Origin of the sequence: Candidatus Tisiphia endosymbiont of Ceraclea dissimilis (assembly GCF_964030735.1) — a bacterium.
GTDB lineage: Bacteria > Pseudomonadota > Alphaproteobacteria > Rickettsiales > Rickettsiaceae > Tisiphia.
This window is the reverse complement of sequence record NZ_OZ034917.1, coordinates 1623070-1638330: the sequence shown is the minus strand read 5'-3', so window position 1 is coordinate 1638330 and position 15261 is coordinate 1623070. Positions and strand designations below refer to the sequence as shown.

General features: G+C 31.3%; 15 protein-coding genes. 7 read left to right on the top strand and 8 right to left on the bottom strand.

What is annotated here, in order from left to right; genetic code table 11:
* The first annotated feature begins 39 nt into the window (after positions 1 to 39).
* Entirely contained in the window at positions 40 to 201 is a 162-nt protein-coding gene (locus tag ACQH1V_RS07775) for a hypothetical protein (protein ID WP_425360379.1), read from the top strand.
* A gap of 396 nt (positions 202 to 597) precedes the next feature.
* On the opposite strand, the gene ACQH1V_RS07770 is transcribed toward ACQH1V_RS07775, so the two are convergent.
* Together ACQH1V_RS07770 and ACQH1V_RS07765 are read right to left on the bottom strand one after the other, a co-directional pair.
* Entirely contained in the window at positions 598 to 969 is a 372-nt protein-coding gene (locus tag ACQH1V_RS07770; protein WP_425360378.1) for a helix-turn-helix domain-containing protein, read from the bottom strand.
* Between the two features lie 215 nt (positions 970 to 1184).
* Positions 1185 to 1379, bottom strand: coding sequence for a hypothetical protein (locus ACQH1V_RS07765; RefSeq protein ID WP_425360377.1), 195 nt, complete (start codon positions 1377 to 1379; stop codon positions 1185 to 1187).
* Here ACQH1V_RS07765 and ACQH1V_RS07760 point away from each other — a divergent pair.
* Together ACQH1V_RS07760 and ACQH1V_RS07755 are read left to right on the top strand one after the other, a co-directional pair.
* Entirely contained in the window at positions 1372 to 1842 is a 471-nt protein-coding gene (locus ACQH1V_RS07760; RefSeq protein WP_425360376.1) for a hypothetical protein, read from the top strand. The two genes, ACQH1V_RS07765 and ACQH1V_RS07760, sit on opposite strands and share 8 nt — an antisense overlap.
* Before the next feature lie 706 nt (positions 1843 to 2548).
* Entirely contained in the window at positions 2549 to 3283 is a 735-nt protein-coding gene (locus ACQH1V_RS07755) for an HD domain-containing protein (RefSeq protein WP_425360375.1), read from the top strand.
* On the opposite strand, the gene ACQH1V_RS07750 is transcribed toward ACQH1V_RS07755, so the two are convergent.
* Entirely contained in the window at positions 3174 to 4520 is a 1347-nt protein-coding gene (locus ACQH1V_RS07750) for an MFS transporter (protein ID WP_425360374.1), read from the bottom strand. The genes ACQH1V_RS07755 and ACQH1V_RS07750 overlap by 110 nt on opposite strands.
* Positions 4521 to 4819: 299 nt before the next feature.
* Here ACQH1V_RS07750 and ACQH1V_RS07745 point away from each other — a divergent pair, with 299 nt between their 5' ends.
* Complete coding sequence (locus ACQH1V_RS07745; RefSeq protein ID WP_425360373.1) at positions 4820 to 5563, top strand: HD domain-containing protein; 744 nt, start codon at positions 4820 to 4822, stop codon at positions 5561 to 5563.
* Here the strand turns inward: ACQH1V_RS07745 and ACQH1V_RS07740 are convergent.
* Entirely contained in the window at positions 5490 to 6803 is a 1314-nt protein-coding gene (locus ACQH1V_RS07740) for an MFS transporter (protein ID WP_425360372.1), read from the bottom strand. The genes ACQH1V_RS07745 and ACQH1V_RS07740 overlap by 74 nt on opposite strands.
* A gap of 723 nt (positions 6804 to 7526) precedes the next feature.
* Between ACQH1V_RS07740 and ACQH1V_RS07735 the strand changes: the two genes are divergently transcribed.
* Positions 7527 to 7805 carry an RC1041 family protein gene (locus ACQH1V_RS07735; RefSeq protein WP_425360371.1) on the top strand — a complete coding sequence of 93 codons (279 nt, stop codon included), beginning with the start codon at positions 7527 to 7529 and terminating at the stop codon, positions 7803 to 7805.
* A gap of 615 nt (positions 7806 to 8420) precedes the next feature.
* Positions 8421 to 9113, top strand: a complete 693-nt coding sequence (locus ACQH1V_RS07730; protein WP_425360370.1) for a hypothetical protein — start codon at positions 8421 to 8423, stop codon at positions 9111 to 9113.
* 238 nt (positions 9114 to 9351) lie between these two features.
* Here ACQH1V_RS07730 and ACQH1V_RS07725 read toward each other — a convergent pair whose 3' ends face one another.
* From ACQH1V_RS07725 to ACQH1V_RS07715, 3 genes are all read right to left on the bottom strand, one after another.
* Positions 9352 to 10923, bottom strand: coding sequence for an AAA family ATPase (locus ACQH1V_RS07725; protein WP_425360369.1), 1572 nt, complete (start codon positions 10921 to 10923; stop codon positions 9352 to 9354).
* A gap of 138 nt (positions 10924 to 11061) precedes the next feature.
* Positions 11062 to 11262 carry a hypothetical protein gene (locus ACQH1V_RS07720; RefSeq protein WP_425360368.1) on the bottom strand — a complete coding sequence of 67 codons (201 nt, stop codon included), beginning with the start codon at positions 11260 to 11262 and terminating at the stop codon, positions 11062 to 11064.
* Positions 11263 to 11530: 268 nt separating this feature from the next.
* Positions 11531 to 11800 (bottom strand): hypothetical protein, encoded by a 270-nt coding sequence (locus ACQH1V_RS07715; RefSeq protein ID WP_425360367.1) that lies wholly within the window; start codon positions 11798 to 11800, stop codon positions 11531 to 11533.
* A gap of 240 nt (positions 11801 to 12040) precedes the next feature.
* On the opposite strand from ACQH1V_RS07715, the gene ACQH1V_RS07710 reads away from it, so the two are divergent.
* A complete protein-coding gene (locus ACQH1V_RS07710) occupies positions 12041 to 14542 on the top strand; it encodes a hypothetical protein (RefSeq protein ID WP_425360366.1) in 2502 nt (833 codons plus the stop codon).
* Positions 14543 to 14662: 120 nt separating this feature from the next.
* Here ACQH1V_RS07710 and ACQH1V_RS07705 read toward each other — a convergent pair whose 3' ends face one another.
* Positions 14663 to 14896, bottom strand: coding sequence for a hypothetical protein (locus tag ACQH1V_RS07705; protein ID WP_425360365.1), 234 nt, complete (start codon positions 14894 to 14896; stop codon positions 14663 to 14665).
* Positions 14897 to 15261: the final 365 nt, after the last annotated feature.

Below are 15261 nucleotides of genomic sequence, written 5' to 3'. Positions count from 1 at the left end.
GAGATAAGTCCTGAGATAAAAGAGCTAAATAGTCATGCAGTGGTAAAGATTAACGATAATACTTATGATGAGATAGACTATTTAAAATATAGGATGAATGATAAGCTACTTGCCCCATATTTGAAAAATACAACAATAGAAAAAAGACTAACAGAGATATGTAGGCAACAGCAACATTTAGAACAACAAAAACAATTATAGTTGGAAATGTATAAGAGTAAAGTTGATTTCAAAATTCAACTTATAGTTGATATATAAATTGTTTTTTACATTAAGAAATTTTTAGTTTCCTAAAAGTTAGCTTTTTTATATCAAAAACTTACTCAGAAAATCAAAAATTCTCAAATTTTGTACAATTTTTTTGTTAAAATTTTAATTTTTGACGAAATAACTATGAGGCTGTCTACGATAACTAATTAATTATATTTTGAGCTATTTTTCGGCGAGAATATATGATTTTTGAAGGAATAGTGTACTTATTTCAAGAAAATCATGTTTATTTGCAGCCAAAAAGAGCCAAATATAGCATTACTTTAGTTATTGTAGGTGTAGCCTCCTAGATACCAATAACTGTATCAGTGCTTTTCCCTTGCTATGCTACTCTTTAATCAGCGAATGTATCAATGCATTAACAGCCTGTTGATATTCTGGGTTACGGATTTTCATAAAATTCCTCGACACCTCTATACACAAACGCTGATGCTGAGTTTGGACAGGCTCAATATTTTTAATATCTTCTAAACCTTCATAAAAATAACCAATATTTTTTTCTAATGCCTTAGCAATAAGAATTAACCTACCTATTGATATTCTATTGAAACCAGTCTCATATTTTTGTAATTGTTGAAGTGTTACATCTATTGTCTTTGCAAGTTGCTGACGTGACAAACCTTTAGCAAGCCTTAGAGAATAGATTTTTTGTCCTATCAATTTATCAATTTTGCTTATATAGTCATTGTTTCTTGCCATAATTAATTATAGTATTTTAAGTTCATATCATTCTGTATGGCTTACGTTTATCTGATAGAGAATTAAGCTTATTCTTCAAACCCATCAATATCTTATTACATTTTTCAAATTTTGGAAGGATTAAAATTAACAAGCGAATACAATTGTCCTTGTAGATGTAATATAATAACTCAAGTATGACACTACTCAATAATACAAAAAATATCAACCAAAGATTAATTTGTAAAAACTTTATTATTATATTGACTAGGATAGAACTTATATGCAAAATATAAATTTAACAGTTCAACTGGTAATGGTATTTTCTTTGATATCCATTTTAGTAAAATTACTAATGGTTGTTTAAAAGTAGAACATAGGGAAGGATAGTTACTAACAATACAAAAAATAAAATTTAATTTTATGGACATACACAACATAAATATTTGTGATGAAAATATTAGGTTTGAATTTACTCTTTCCGTACCTCCACTAGACATGTCTGAACTTAAAGGATATGTGGAGAAGTTTGAATGTCAGGCGTTATATTTAATCTATGATGATGATGATAGTGAGGGCTATGAAAAAGTAATTGGTAAATTAGATGGTTATCGTTTTTCTCTTCACTCTTGTTACTGGGATTATGACGAAGACAATGAAGATGCTCTCCTTCCTTTAGATATACTTGATATGATAGATGATAATGTAGCGAAGTTATTATGTTTATTTTATAATAATTGTGATGTTAAAGATAAATATCGTAAAAAATTGAAAAGTATAATTGATACGGATGATTTACCCGGACCGCCTAATATTGTTTTAATTAACCTTGTTGAAGTGTTAGCTGAATATAGAGGTAGGAAATTTGGTGAAGCATTGATATCTGAATGCTGAAGAAAAAAGACCCCAAAATAATATTGCTAGGCTAATTAATAGTTATGCTGAAGGGTTTATTGATAAAACAGAATTTGAGCCTAGGATCAAGAAAATGAAACTGCATCTTATTCATATAGGACAACAAATAAAACAATTTACAGACCAAGGTCAGTTGCAAGTAGAATTACAGAGTTTAATTACTTGTACAAAAGCATTTTCTGCAATAGTATAAGGAAATTAAATGAAGCTAATTGGCAAACAAAACGTAATATTATAAAAGTTTTAATAAAGAAAATAGAAATTGATGAAAATTAGGTAAATGTTATGTTTAGAATACCATCACCTATGCAAATTGATAATAACCAGAACTTTTTGGTAAGTTGCGGTAGCGTAAGAATTTACAATAATAACTAGTTAATTAATATTCCTTTAGATTATTGCAATTTATAGGAATTCTGACCAATTGTGTTCTTGCTAATCTCAGATGTATCTTGCAGAGCTAAAAATATTATTTTTTAATATTATCACCTTACCATGTTTTGTCATTTTTAACTTAGCATAGCATTAAAGTTTTATAATAATTTGAGAAAATAAAAGACGGGGTTGTAACTTAAATATAACAGAATATTTATTATTTTAAGAAGTATATAATAAATTATTTGGTAGTATTTTAACTTCTAGTTTAATATACTTTAACAAATAAAATAATGTAATAGGTAGTTATATGGAAGATATTAATGATTGGGAAGTAAAATACGAAAATTGTAAATATGCTGAGATGTTACTAAGTAAACTATCTGAGCTAAACCAGCAGGTAGCTATACCAGTAGATATCGATATGGTTAAAAAAGGTATCTATTATGCCAAAAAATATCATGGTAGCCAAATGCGACAATCTGGTGACCCATATTATTCTCACCCGATAGAGGTGGCGTGCATGGTTGCTGAATATACCGCACTAATGCCAAAATATTTCAGGACTGATATGATCATTACCAGTTTACTGCATGATACTATTGAAGATACTCCTCTTACTGAGGACATGATTGCTAGGGTCTTTAGTAAGCAAATTGCCAGCCAGGTGGAAGATTTGACTAGGGTGAAATCTTATGGCAAGATTAGTGCAGCAGAAACGTTGAATATGTTATTCCAACAAAAGAAATATGATGTAGCACTTATTAAAATTTTCGATCGAATTCACAACTTACAAACTCTAAGTGCTAAATCACCGAAGAAAGCCAAGAATGTTATAGAAGAAACCATGATAAACTTTGTAACTTTATCTATGCATTTAAGAATACCTACAATAACAAAAAAAATTGTTGAACTATGCTGTCAATATCTGTCTATTACACAACCTTTTTTACAGCAGCAGGGAGTAATTTTTGAGGATAATTTCCCTCCTCTTTTTCCAATTTTTCATAATGAGATAGCCCAAATGCAAAACCTAGAGCTGTAGGTAACATAATAATTAACAATCCCCAATGACCAAAATAATCTATCAAATAAACAAAGCCAAAAGAAGTAATTACGTGCATTAAGGCACGGGATATAGCAAATGACAAGCTAATAAAAGTAAAACGCTTAAATACGGGGAAATATTTAAAGAAAATTGGAGTAGCAGGAGAATAATCCGTACGAAATATAATAAAAAATGATTGAATTAAAAACAATTCTAACGGAGTTTTTATATTAAATAATAAATAAGGACAGACTAAAATAAACCCCCAGAATACCATTAACCTTGCCTTAACAATCTTTAATGGGTAAATTTTATAACTTAAATAAACTAGTAATACTGTACTACTAAAATGTACTATAGAAACCGTAAAATTATGAAATATGACTTCTTCACTATTATAACCAAAAGAATTTTTTAGAATATTACCGCAATAAAAATAAAGAAAGTAAAAGCATACAGGCCATGTGCAATCCATTAAAAATAAAGAAAGTGCTGTTATTTTATTAATTTTTTGCGTGTAAACAGGGTTATTAACTAATTTTTCCTCATTTACACTAGTTTGTTTGAAGAATTGTTTTAATTGTTTTTTAGCATTAGCAAAGTCAGATGATTCCCTTAAAGCCGTCCTGGCTAAAGTCCCAATGATTGCAATACAAGCTCCAATAATAAAGGCATATCTCCAATTAAAGTGATTAGATGTAACTAGAGTAGCTACAGCTAAGGCTCCCATACCTCCAGTTGCAGATAGACAACCAATTAGTGCTACTGCTAGATATTGAACTGGTGGTTGTGTTGTCTCAGTCATATAGAGTTCTGCTCCTATTATTTCCCCCATCGAAGACATGCCTTGAATGATACGACATATAGTTATAACTACAGAGGAGGTAATGCCTATTTGAGCATAAGTAGGGAGCATTGCTATGATAATACAACATAGAGCCATCATGGTAGTTGTAATTATAATTGTTGTTTTACGACCTATATTGTCTCCTATCCAACCAAATATTATTGCACCAATAGGTCGGAAAACAAAAGTAGAGCAAAAGGCAAGGGCTGAAAGAAGTTTAGTAGTATGAGGATCAAATTTGGGAAAAAATAGCTCATTTAGAAGAACTGTCATATGAACATAGAGCATCAGGTCAAAGTATTCCAAGAACGTTCCTATTGAGAGTAATCCCACTGCTTCTTTTTGTTCTCTAGTTAGGCTTTTTTGTTCTTGCTGATACCCTATCATTTATTCGCCTTTACTTATAATTTAGTGTTATACATACTTAATGGTTTGGTTAATTGATAGCAAGGAAAACATAATGTAGAAAATTAAAATAACAAATTTCTAGTTGTAACAATATCACGATCGTAACATGGCATTAAAGTTTTATAGCAACTTGAAAAAACAAAAGATGGGGTTGTAACTTAAATAGAACAAAGTATAAAAATTACTATTTTTTTAAACCAATATATAATAAACTGTTACAAGAATTTTTGTTTTAGTTAATATATACTTTATTATTAAAGTAATGTAGTGGTATTTAAATGGAAGATATTAATGATTGGCAAGTAAAATACGAAAATTGTAAATATGCTGATAGGTTACTAAGTAAATTATCTGAGCTAAACCAGCAAGTAACTATACCTGTAAATATTAATGAGATTACAAAAGGTATCTATTACGCCAAAAAGTATCATGGTAGCCAAATGCGACAATCCGGCGATCCATATTACTCCCATCCGATAGAGGTGGCGTACATGGTTGCCGAATATGCCGTACTAAAGATACCAAAATACTACAGAACTGACATGATCATTACTAGTTTACTGCATGATACTATTGAAGACACAACTCTTACCGAAAACATGATTGGTAGAGTTTTTGGTAAGCAAATTGCTAGTCAAGTGAAAGATTTAACCAGGGTTAAATCCTATGGAAAGATCAGTGCAGCAGAGATAATAGAGTTACTATTTCAACAAAAGAAAAAAGATGTATTATTTATTAAGTTATTTGACAGACTTCATAACATGCAAACTATTGGTGCCAAATCTCCTGAAAAGATTAATAAGATAAGAAAAGAAACTATGGAATGTTTTTTGACACTTGCAGCACACCTTGGAATAGGAAACATAGAAAAAGAAATGATTAAGCTTTGTGCAGATACAAAAGATGGTTCACCACTAGAACTTCCTGATTTTCCAATGGGAAATGATCCTATACTTCCTTCTCTAATTTTTCAAAATGATGTAATCCAAAGGCAAATCCTATATTTATTGGCAATAAAATAATAAGTACCCCCCAATGTCCAAAACACTTTGTTATATAAACAAACCCAAAGGAAGTAACAACATATATAAAAGCACGTGATAGAGAGTAAGAAACACTGGTATAAGTAAAACGTTTGAAAACTGGAAAATGTTTAAAAAATATTGGTACTGCTGGAACGCTACAAGATATGAGTATAATAAAAATTGATTGAAATATTAACAAATTATGAGTATTACCAATATTATTTAATAAATACGGACAAATTAAGGTTAATAAGGAAAATATTACTAATTTTGTTTTAACAATCTTTAACGGGTGTATGTGATAACTTAAATACATTAACCATAAAACACTTATTAATTGTACTATTGAAAGAATAAAATTGTGTTTTATAACTTGTGTAGAGCTGTAACCAAAAGTATTTGTAAGAATACTACCACAATAGAAATAAGCAAAATAAAAACATGCAGGCCATGAACACTGTATTAAAAATAGAGAAATAGCAGTTTTTTTATTTGCTTTTTCTTTCCAAATAATGCTACTTTCTATTATAGCAGGATTTTGACTAGTTTTTTCCAGTGCCAATTTTATTCGACGTTTGGCATCAGCAAATTCTGGTGTTTCTCGCAAAGTTGTTCTTGCTGCTATACCAATCACCGCAACTATTGCCCCTATAAAAAAAGCGTATCGCCAATTTATACCATTAGAAGTTATCAAAGAAGCAAAACCTACCGCTGTCATCATACCTAAAGCAATAAAAACTGAGACTGACGCTACTGCTGGATATTGGATAGGGGGAGAAGTAGCTTCAGTTAAATAAAGCTCAGCTCCTATTGCTTCTCCCATAGATGCCATTCCTTGAATAACACGACAAAAAGTAACTAATACAGTAGCAATTATTCCCTTTTCTGCATAAGTAGGAATGATAGCCATAATAATACAAGAAAGAGACATCATAAAAGTTGTGATGATAACTGTGGATTTACGACCTATATTATCGCCTAACCAACCGAATATTAAAGCTCCAAACGGTCTAAAAAAAAATGTAGAACAAAAAGCAGTAGCAGAATAAATAGCAGCAGTAGATGGATCAGTTTTAGGAAAAAACAACTCATTAAGAAGTACAGCCATATGGACATATAACATTAAGTCAAAATATTCTAGAAATGTACCAATTGAAAGCAGTCCAACAGCTTCTTTTTGTTCTCTAGTTAAACTAGTATGGATAATCCTGGTATTCTCTTGAACAACTTCACTCATAATTGACCTGGTTTTGTTGTTGACTTCTGATAACTCATATTTCTCCAGTGATTAATTTCTGTATTTTGCGTTAATATATTTAGTATATAACATTTTATCGCTGCACTAAGTGGTATAAGAAGAATAATTTCTACCCGTACGTCATTACGAGACCACGTAGTGATCGTGGCAATCCACGCTTATTGGATTGCTTCATCGGCTACACGCCTCCTTGCAATGACGTTTTTACCCTGTCATACCTGCGTAGGAGGGAATCTGGATACCTGCATACGCTATATTATGACACAAAACAAGATTGCTTCGCCCTAGCTTCATGCCTCCTCGCATGACGCCGGTTATTTTTTGCAACTTTTAAACTGCCATGATGGACTCTAAAACCGCTTCTTTCTCTAACTTTCGACAGTTGTGGTATTTTTTCCTCACGAATATTTTTTATAAGTTTAAATTTTGTTAGTAATAGTTACAATTTTAATTAAATATAACCTGCATTAAATAGTCAACTAATTTTTTATTAAAAAAACATAGTAATATCTCTTTATATTTCTTTCAGAGGTGATTAGTGTAATAATATTCTCTCTATAGCTAAATTATTGATATATCAAAGTTTTACAACTAATCAGCAACCCAATAATCATTTACAATGAATTCAATTTAAATTAATATATAATTTTTTATAGTTTAATCGCTAAGCCGTTGTAAATAATATTTGATAAAAGGTATAAAATGCTAGAAAACAGCTCAGAGCAAGATAATTCAGTTCAAGATGATGTATGGCGTAATGAATTAGGGGAAACATACGAGGAGCAAGAGGATCGTTTAGATCGTGAAGAATCTATTAGAAAACGCAATGCTATTATATTTGTTTTTATTCCGATGTTAATAGGGTTTTTAATATTTACTCATTTTTTTCTTAATTACATAGAAGAAAAGAACAAACTGGCGAGACAACAACAATCAACTATCATTAATAGTAGTCAAGATACAAAGAAAGAGAATAATTAAATTATATTCAAAATCGGGAATAGTAATTTACATATCAAGTTAACAGCACTTATCCCATATTAGGAGAGAAGTACAGTTATAATAAGTTATATAATAGGGAAATGGTATTAGCCCAGATATTGCATGATAGATATATTACAAGGGGTTCAGAGAATAGATTTTTTGTCCTATCAATTTATCAATTTTGCTTATATAGTAATTGTTTCTTGCCATAATTAATTATAGTATTTTAAGTTCATATCGTTCTGTATGGCTTACGTTTATCTGATAGAGAATTAAGCTTATTCTTCAAACCCATCAATATCTTATTACATTTTTCAAATTTTGAAAGGATTAAAATTAACAAGCGAATACAATTGTCCTTGTAGATGTAATATAATAACTCAAGTATGACTCTACTCAATAATACAAAAAATATCAACCAAAGATTAATTTGTAAAAACTTTATTATTATATTGACTAGGATAGAACTTATATGCAAAATATAAATTTAACAGTTCAACTGGTAATGGTATTTTTTTTGTTATCCATTTTAGTAAAATTACTAATGGTTGCTTAAAAATAGAACATAGGGAAGGATAGTTACTAACAATACAAAAAATAAAATTTAATTTTATGGACATAGACAACATAAATATTTGTGATGAAAATATTAGGTTTGAATTTACTATTTCCGTACCTCCACTAGACATGTCTGAACTTAGAGGATATGTGGAGAAGTTTGAATGTCAGGCGTTATATTTAATCTATGATGATGATGATAGTGAGGGCTATGAAAAAGTAATTGGTAAATTAGATGGTTATCGTTTTTCTCTTCACTCTTGTTACTGGGATTATGACGAAGACAATGAAGATGCTCTCCTTCCTTTAGATATACTTGATATGATAGATGATAATGTAGCGAAGTTATTATGTTTATTTTATAATAATTGTGATGTTAAAGATAAATATCGTAAAAAATTGAAAAGTATAATTGATACGGATGATTTACCCGGACCGCCTAATATTGTTTTAATTAACCTTGTTGAAGTGTTAGCTGAATATAGAGGTAGGAAATTTGGTGAAGCATTGATATCTAACACTCTCTATACAATAGGAAAGGCAAATGATTTAGTAATAGTTGATTATATGCCATTGCAATTAGCATATCAAGACTCAAAGAAACCAAACAATGAATGGGACGAGGAAATGAGACTTAACAAGCTTGAACAAGATAAAGAAATAGCAAGAAATAAACTCAGGAAGTATTATAAAAAACTTGGTTTTAAATTATTAAATAAAGAAGGGTTACTATTTTTAATTATATGAGTCAAATGTTTTAGAAGTGAGCAGAGTAATAACTCAAATGAATCAATTTATATGATAGGCTTGTTAACAGTTTTAAACCGAAGAAAGTTGCGATAGTTGCTTGTATGCGAAGTTACTTGAAGTTTGCCATAAACTTATTCAACAAAAACGTACTTTTATTATTAGATAATATATATAAAAGATAATTGCTGTGATTTAAAGCAAATTGTAGAGCGTTTAAAATAAATGATTGACTCTACTAATTTTTGAGACAATGGCTGATGTCTAACATCCGTTCTACTTTAAACACCCTATATTCTTGACGTTTTAAGCAGAATGCTTTAACCCCAATATAGGTTTTTCCTAAATACTGCATTTTACCAATGGTAGTAGGTTGAATTAACCTATTTGACTTTTCATCGTTAGCTTTTAAGTAAGTAACATTAATAGTGGATTTATTTTTTATAGCTTCTTGGATTATTTTAATCTTGTCTTCTGTAGGACATAAAATTGCAGACTTTTTGTATTGATAATTAGTGACAAATTTTACTACGTTAAAATCCATCCAGATATGTTTTTTGGAAATTTTCTTTTTTAGTACTAAACCTTCTAAACTAGTGCATCTACTAAGAGCAACATACATTTGCCCATGAGCAAATGTACCTTTTCCGATATCTAAAATAACTTTGTCAAAAGTCTTCCCCTGACTTTTATGTATGGTAATTGCCCATGCTAACATCACAGGATATTGGGTAAAAGTGCCAGTGATGTTAGATTTTAATTCGGTACCTTCTAGATAAAAGTTATATGACTCCCAACTATACGGCGTGACGCTAACTTTTTTGCCTGTTTCAAGTAAAATTATAAGTTTAGGAATTTCATAATCTCTATCTATGTTCATTATTTTACCGATAGTGCCATTAATAAAGCGTCCGTTAATATCATTGTTAAGCATCATTACTTGAGAACCAAGCTTTAGTTTTAGATCAATGAGAGTAGGTAACTGTTCTTTAGCAAAATTACCTTCTACTCTACCTGTAAAGGTAAATTCTTTGCCTTTAATAACACTCAGTCTTTGTGAGTTGATAAGTTCAGCATTAGCATTGGTGGTGGTTAAATAAATATAAAAATCATCTATATCAGGTTCAAAATCTTCATTATAGCATTCATTAATTATTTCTATATCAGTATCAATAATAGAATTATTACGGATTGCATTTAATAATTGAATAAATTTTAGATCACTTTGCCGGTAAATCTTACCAAGCTCGATAAACTCCATTTCTAACCCTTCAAAGCAATGTGCACTGAAAAAATAAGGGGTAGAATAGTAGGACTTAAATATTAGTTTTTCTTTACTTGGTACTACTGGTGGTAATTGATAAAGATCACCGATAAATATTATTTGCAAGCCGCCGAAAGGTTTGTCTATTTTTTTGCCATTCAGGCGGAGAAATTTATCAATACAATCAAGTAGATCAGCTCTAACCATCGAAATCTCATCGATAATTATTGCATCTAGAGTTCTGTAAATGTCTTCTTTTTTATTACCTAAATCTTTCCTTCTTGTCTTAATTGATTCCAGAGTTACATCTGGTTTAAAACCAAAAAATGAATGAATAGTTTGACCTTTAATATTAACTGCAGCCGTACCTGTAGGAGCTAATACTGCAACTTTCTTTTGAGTATTTTTTCTAAAGTAAGTTAATAACGTAGATTTTCCTGTTCCTGCTTTACCAGTAATAAAAACATTCTTAGTATTTGATTCCATGAAATTAAGAGATTTGACAAATTGCTCATTCAACTCAATGTTTTTAGTATTACTTAGCACATCAGCTCATTAATATTGGTTAATAATAATCTTGAAAATACATATCTTGTAAAATATCATAATAGTTTCTAATTTCATAGAATTATATCTATTGGGTAGTCTAGTGTCTAGGGTCTGTGAACAAAAATAGGCTTTGTTCTAAATTACTGTTTTATCTTCTGCCGCAATATCTGATAGGTGCAAACCATAGCACCCTACAATTTTTATTCTATAAGTATTAAATAGCATAAAAACGTCATTGCGAGGAGGCGTAAGCCTACGAAGCAATCCATATAGTCTTGATGTATCTATACTAATTCTCATGGATTGCTTCGTCGCTACTAAAGTAGCTCCTCGCAATGACGCTTAGCAATAAGCTTTTTTACTCATCATAAGGAAATAAATAAAAAATTGTAGAGCGCAAACTAGCTAGTGAGGTTAGGCTTTGGCTTAAATCTTTACTACTCTCAAGGCTAAGGCTACTTAGGTTGTCATCACTCTTATTATGTGCAACTCTGCTTTATCCACCTGGCTCGGTATAAAAATCTTTCCGCCCAAATGAAATTTATAGTCAATTTAGGAAAAATTGGGGCTAGGAGCGACGAGCGACAACGTCCCCAACTTCTCATCAATTGACTATAGCAATATCTGGTAAATGATCGCTATTACTCGCGTAAACATTTCTCATGATTTTTTTAAGATTTTCGATATCTTGTAACTTATTAAATTTGACAGTAATTTTTCTCATATAAATCCCCTGTAGTATCTGCATTTCAAGGGAATTATTATACCATAAAAAATCACAATTTGCATCATATTTCGTGATATTTTTACCTCGTGTTTTTAATTGTATAATTACCACTAAATTTGATATTCCACAAATTTCTTTAAAAATCACTTTACATGTTAAAATATATTAATATTATACAAAGCATATTAGACTTTAATAGTAAAGATTACTTTATTATACCATAGAATAGAACTCGTGTGAGTCTAAAGAACGCCATTGCTAGACCACGTAGTGGTCGTGGCAATCCATTTCTAATCATTTTTCTGGATTGGCTTTGTCACCGCTAAGCAGCCCCTAGCAACGACGTCATACTAATCTAGTTAACTATAAATAAAAGAGAGAAAAACAATGCCCTTAGAACAATATATTATAGACCAAATAACAAGTAACTCTATTACTACTCTTGACCTTCATGGTAAGCAGATAGGAGATGCTGGAGCACAGGATATAGCAGAAGCCTTAAAGGTTAATAAAGCTATTACTGATTTTCGCATTGATTGTAGTAACCCGATAGGACCTGTGGGAGTGAGGTATCTAGCAGACGCTTTAAAGATCAATAAATCTATTGTTAGTTTTTACGCTAATTTTAACAATATAGGAGATATTGTAGCAAATGAGATAAAAGCAGCCCTACAGATTAATAAAGACTTTCCTGCAGAAGCCAAAAAAGAGGCTCTAGCAAAACAAATAGCCGAACAGGCAAGGCAAAAAGAGGCTGAGAGACTTGCGAAGGAGGCAAAGATTAGAGAGCAAGAGGAAGCTGAGGCAGCCAAAGAAGCGGCTAGATTAAAAGCTATAGAGGAAGCAAAGCTTAGAGAGCAAGAGGAAGCTAAGGCAATAAAAGAAGCAGCTGAATTAAAAGCTATAGAGGAAGCAAAAGTAAAAGAATATATCCCCAATATACCGGCTGTAAAATTATTTGAGGTAGTAGGTGAGGATAATCAGTTTAACGATGATGATCAGGCTGTTATCAAGGAAGTATCAGAGCTAATCCGAGAAGGTAACGACCGCCTGCAGGAACATGGCAAGCAAGGGATATTGCTACTTGGTAATACTGGGGCTGGCAAGAGTACACTAGCTCACTTGCTTAGTGGCAGAAAACTGCAAGCTATTAGGGATGATGAAACTGCCGAACTGGTTATTGAGGCGATGCAGCCTCTTACTGATATTGTCATTGGTCATAAACTGGCTTCCGAGACTAAGATTCCTAATAAATGTTTTGTTAAAGACCTAATCATTTGGGATTGCCCTGGCTTTAATGATACCGAACCTGTCCAGGAAATTGCTAACAGCTTCTATATTAAAAGGCTTTTTGAGACTACAGATCAATTAAAATTTGTGTTGGTAATAGTTGAATCAGATTTAAGGAGTAAAAGAGGCAATGATTTCCTTGAAACTTTGTCTAATTTTATGAAAAGTTTTAATGATATTGGCTCTATAGAGGGTAGCATATCTTTAGTAGTTACCCAGGTACCAAAAGGCAAGGATACACAGCATATCCAAAAATCTATAGAAAAAATATTAAAAGATAACCAAGGGACAACAAATGACCACAAAGACCTGATTAGTAAGCTCAAATCAATACATCTATTCTATAAACCAACTGAAGAAGGTGAGTTAACTGTACCTGACTTACTTGCGGAAATAGACAAATCATCCACATATTCTGACGCTAATAGTGATATGGTCGACATAGCTATTTCAAAGAAAGCTATGGAGTGTTCATCGCATCTGTTAAATACTGCGAGTAATAATTTTAATCAACTATTAGAGGTGATAGTTAAAGCTATTGCTGATGCAACTCACTGCTTAAATGTTAATCCACTCAATGCATTTTCCGAAAATTATGCGATTGTCAAAAATTTGGTTCCGTCATCAATTAATTACAATGAACTAAAGCAACATAGCGAAGGTGAATATTTTCCAGAATTGGAATTATTATCAAGATTACAAAAAGTGCTTAACTATAATCAAATAGATAACATACCAGATGCCTTAATGATCTTGCAGATAGCAGTGGAGCTTTTTGCTGAATATGCTGAGTCTGATAATTCTCAGCTTCAGAATCGGATACAAGATTACGGTTATTGCTTACAGCAGCAATATGAATATGTGAAATTCTTCGCTAATGTCTGTGGAACTAAATTACCTGATCATGCAAAGATTGCAGAGTTAATAACAGCTTGCCACGCTAAGGTAACAGAAAATCTTGAGTACCAAGTTAGTAGTTTGAAGATTGATGAGGAGCAATCTAACCCAGAATATTATCATAAAGCTATAAAATATCTAGAAAATTATCAAGACTCTCCTGCCTGTAAGAATCTTAAGGCTATAGCCTATAGTTGCTTAGCTAGTATTGCTGAGCATGACAGTGCCAATGAAACTGCATTTGCTTACTATGCAAAAGCTATAGATGCCAATAGCCACCTACCAAAAATATATGAAGAACTAGGGCAACTATTTTTTAACAAAGGTGAATATGCTAAGGCAATTGACTGCTACAAAGTAGTGAATAATGCATTTAAGATAAAAGTCTGTTTTAAAAAATGGCTAAAACAAGATCAAGAGAATCCCGATATAATGTTAAAACAGGCTGAGTATTTTGAGTCTATAGGTTTATTTGAGCAAGCCAAAACATGTTACCAGCATGTATTCAGCCTAAGTCATGATAACGCTGTTAAGGCTGCGGCTTACAAGAAAATTGCTAACATTATGCTTAACGCCGCTGCTCAAGGGCAAGATTTTGCCACCAAAGCAGAGGAGCAGGATTTTTACAATTATGACCTGGTAAATGAAGCATTTACCAAAAATTTACTTGGCGAGGTAGTTGAAAAATGTGATTTGTACTGATTTAATTTAGCATCGCTCAATTTACAAACGTCATTGCGAGATCACGTAGTGGTTGTCCACATTCATTAGATTGCTTCAATGCTACTAAAGTAGCTTCTCGCAATGACGCCAAGCTATTTTCTATATGACTTTTAAATGCCATGCGTAAGGTGAGGTTATAATTTCAGTGCCGTTGGCAGTTATTATGTGCAACTCTGCTTTATCCACCTGACTCGGTGTAAAAATCTTTCCGCCCAAATGAAATTTAGCAATATCTGGTAAATGATCGCTATTACTCGCGTAAACATTTTTCATGATTTTTTTAAGATTTTCGATATCTTGTAATTTGTTAAATTTGACAGTAATTTTTCTCATATAAATCCCCTGTAGTATCTGTATTCCAAGGGAATTATTATACCATAAAAAATCACAATTTGCACCATATTTTGTGATATTTTTACCTCGTATTTTTAGTATATTTTAAAATTATAAGCCAATATCAACTTGGTTATATTCACCCCCCTAGTTTTTCCATTAACCAAACACTAATAGTCGAAAAAGTGATGCTAAAAAAATCACAACTCTTATTAAAAAAATAGCGATAAGTAGTTATTTAGTTGTTTAACAAATTATTATTATTTAATCTTTTGGATAAGTTGATATGGCTATTGATTAAAAACAATTAATCAGCATGTCTAACCATGGAATAACAACACTTCACTGATAACTAAAGTACTAAT

Excerpts from the sequence above, each read along its gene's own strand:
- ACQH1V_RS07770 (WP_425360378.1), bottom strand. The coding sequence starts at position 969 with ATGGCAAGAAACAATGACTATATAAGCAAAATTGATAAATTGATAGGA.
- ACQH1V_RS07760 (WP_425360376.1), top strand. The coding sequence starts at position 1,372 with ATGGACATACACAACATAAATATTTGTGATGAAAATATTAGGTTTGAA.
- ACQH1V_RS07765 (WP_425360377.1), bottom strand. The coding sequence starts at position 1,379 with ATGTCCATAAAATTAAATTTTATTTTTTGTATTGTTAGTAACTATCCT.
- ACQH1V_RS07755 (WP_425360375.1), top strand. The coding sequence starts at position 2,549 with ATGGAAGATATTAATGATTGGGAAGTAAAATACGAAAATTGTAAATAT.
- ACQH1V_RS07750 (WP_425360374.1), bottom strand. The coding sequence starts at position 4,520 with ATGATAGGGTATCAGCAAGAACAAAAAAGCCTAACTAGAGAACAAAAA.
- ACQH1V_RS07745 (WP_425360373.1), top strand. The coding sequence starts at position 4,820 with ATGGAAGATATTAATGATTGGCAAGTAAAATACGAAAATTGTAAATAT.
- ACQH1V_RS07740 (WP_425360372.1), bottom strand. The coding sequence starts at position 6,803 with ATGAGTGAAGTTGTTCAAGAGAATACCAGGATTATCCATACTAGTTTA.
- ACQH1V_RS07735 (WP_425360371.1), top strand. The coding sequence starts at position 7,527 with ATGCTAGAAAACAGCTCAGAGCAAGATAATTCAGTTCAAGATGATGTA.
- ACQH1V_RS07730 (WP_425360370.1), top strand. The coding sequence starts at position 8,421 with ATGGACATAGACAACATAAATATTTGTGATGAAAATATTAGGTTTGAA.
- ACQH1V_RS07710 (WP_425360366.1), top strand. The coding sequence starts at position 12,041 with ATGCCCTTAGAACAATATATTATAGACCAAATAACAAGTAACTCTATT.
- ACQH1V_RS07705 (WP_425360365.1), bottom strand. The coding sequence starts at position 14,896 with ATGAGAAAAATTACTGTCAAATTTAACAAATTACAAGATATCGAAAAT.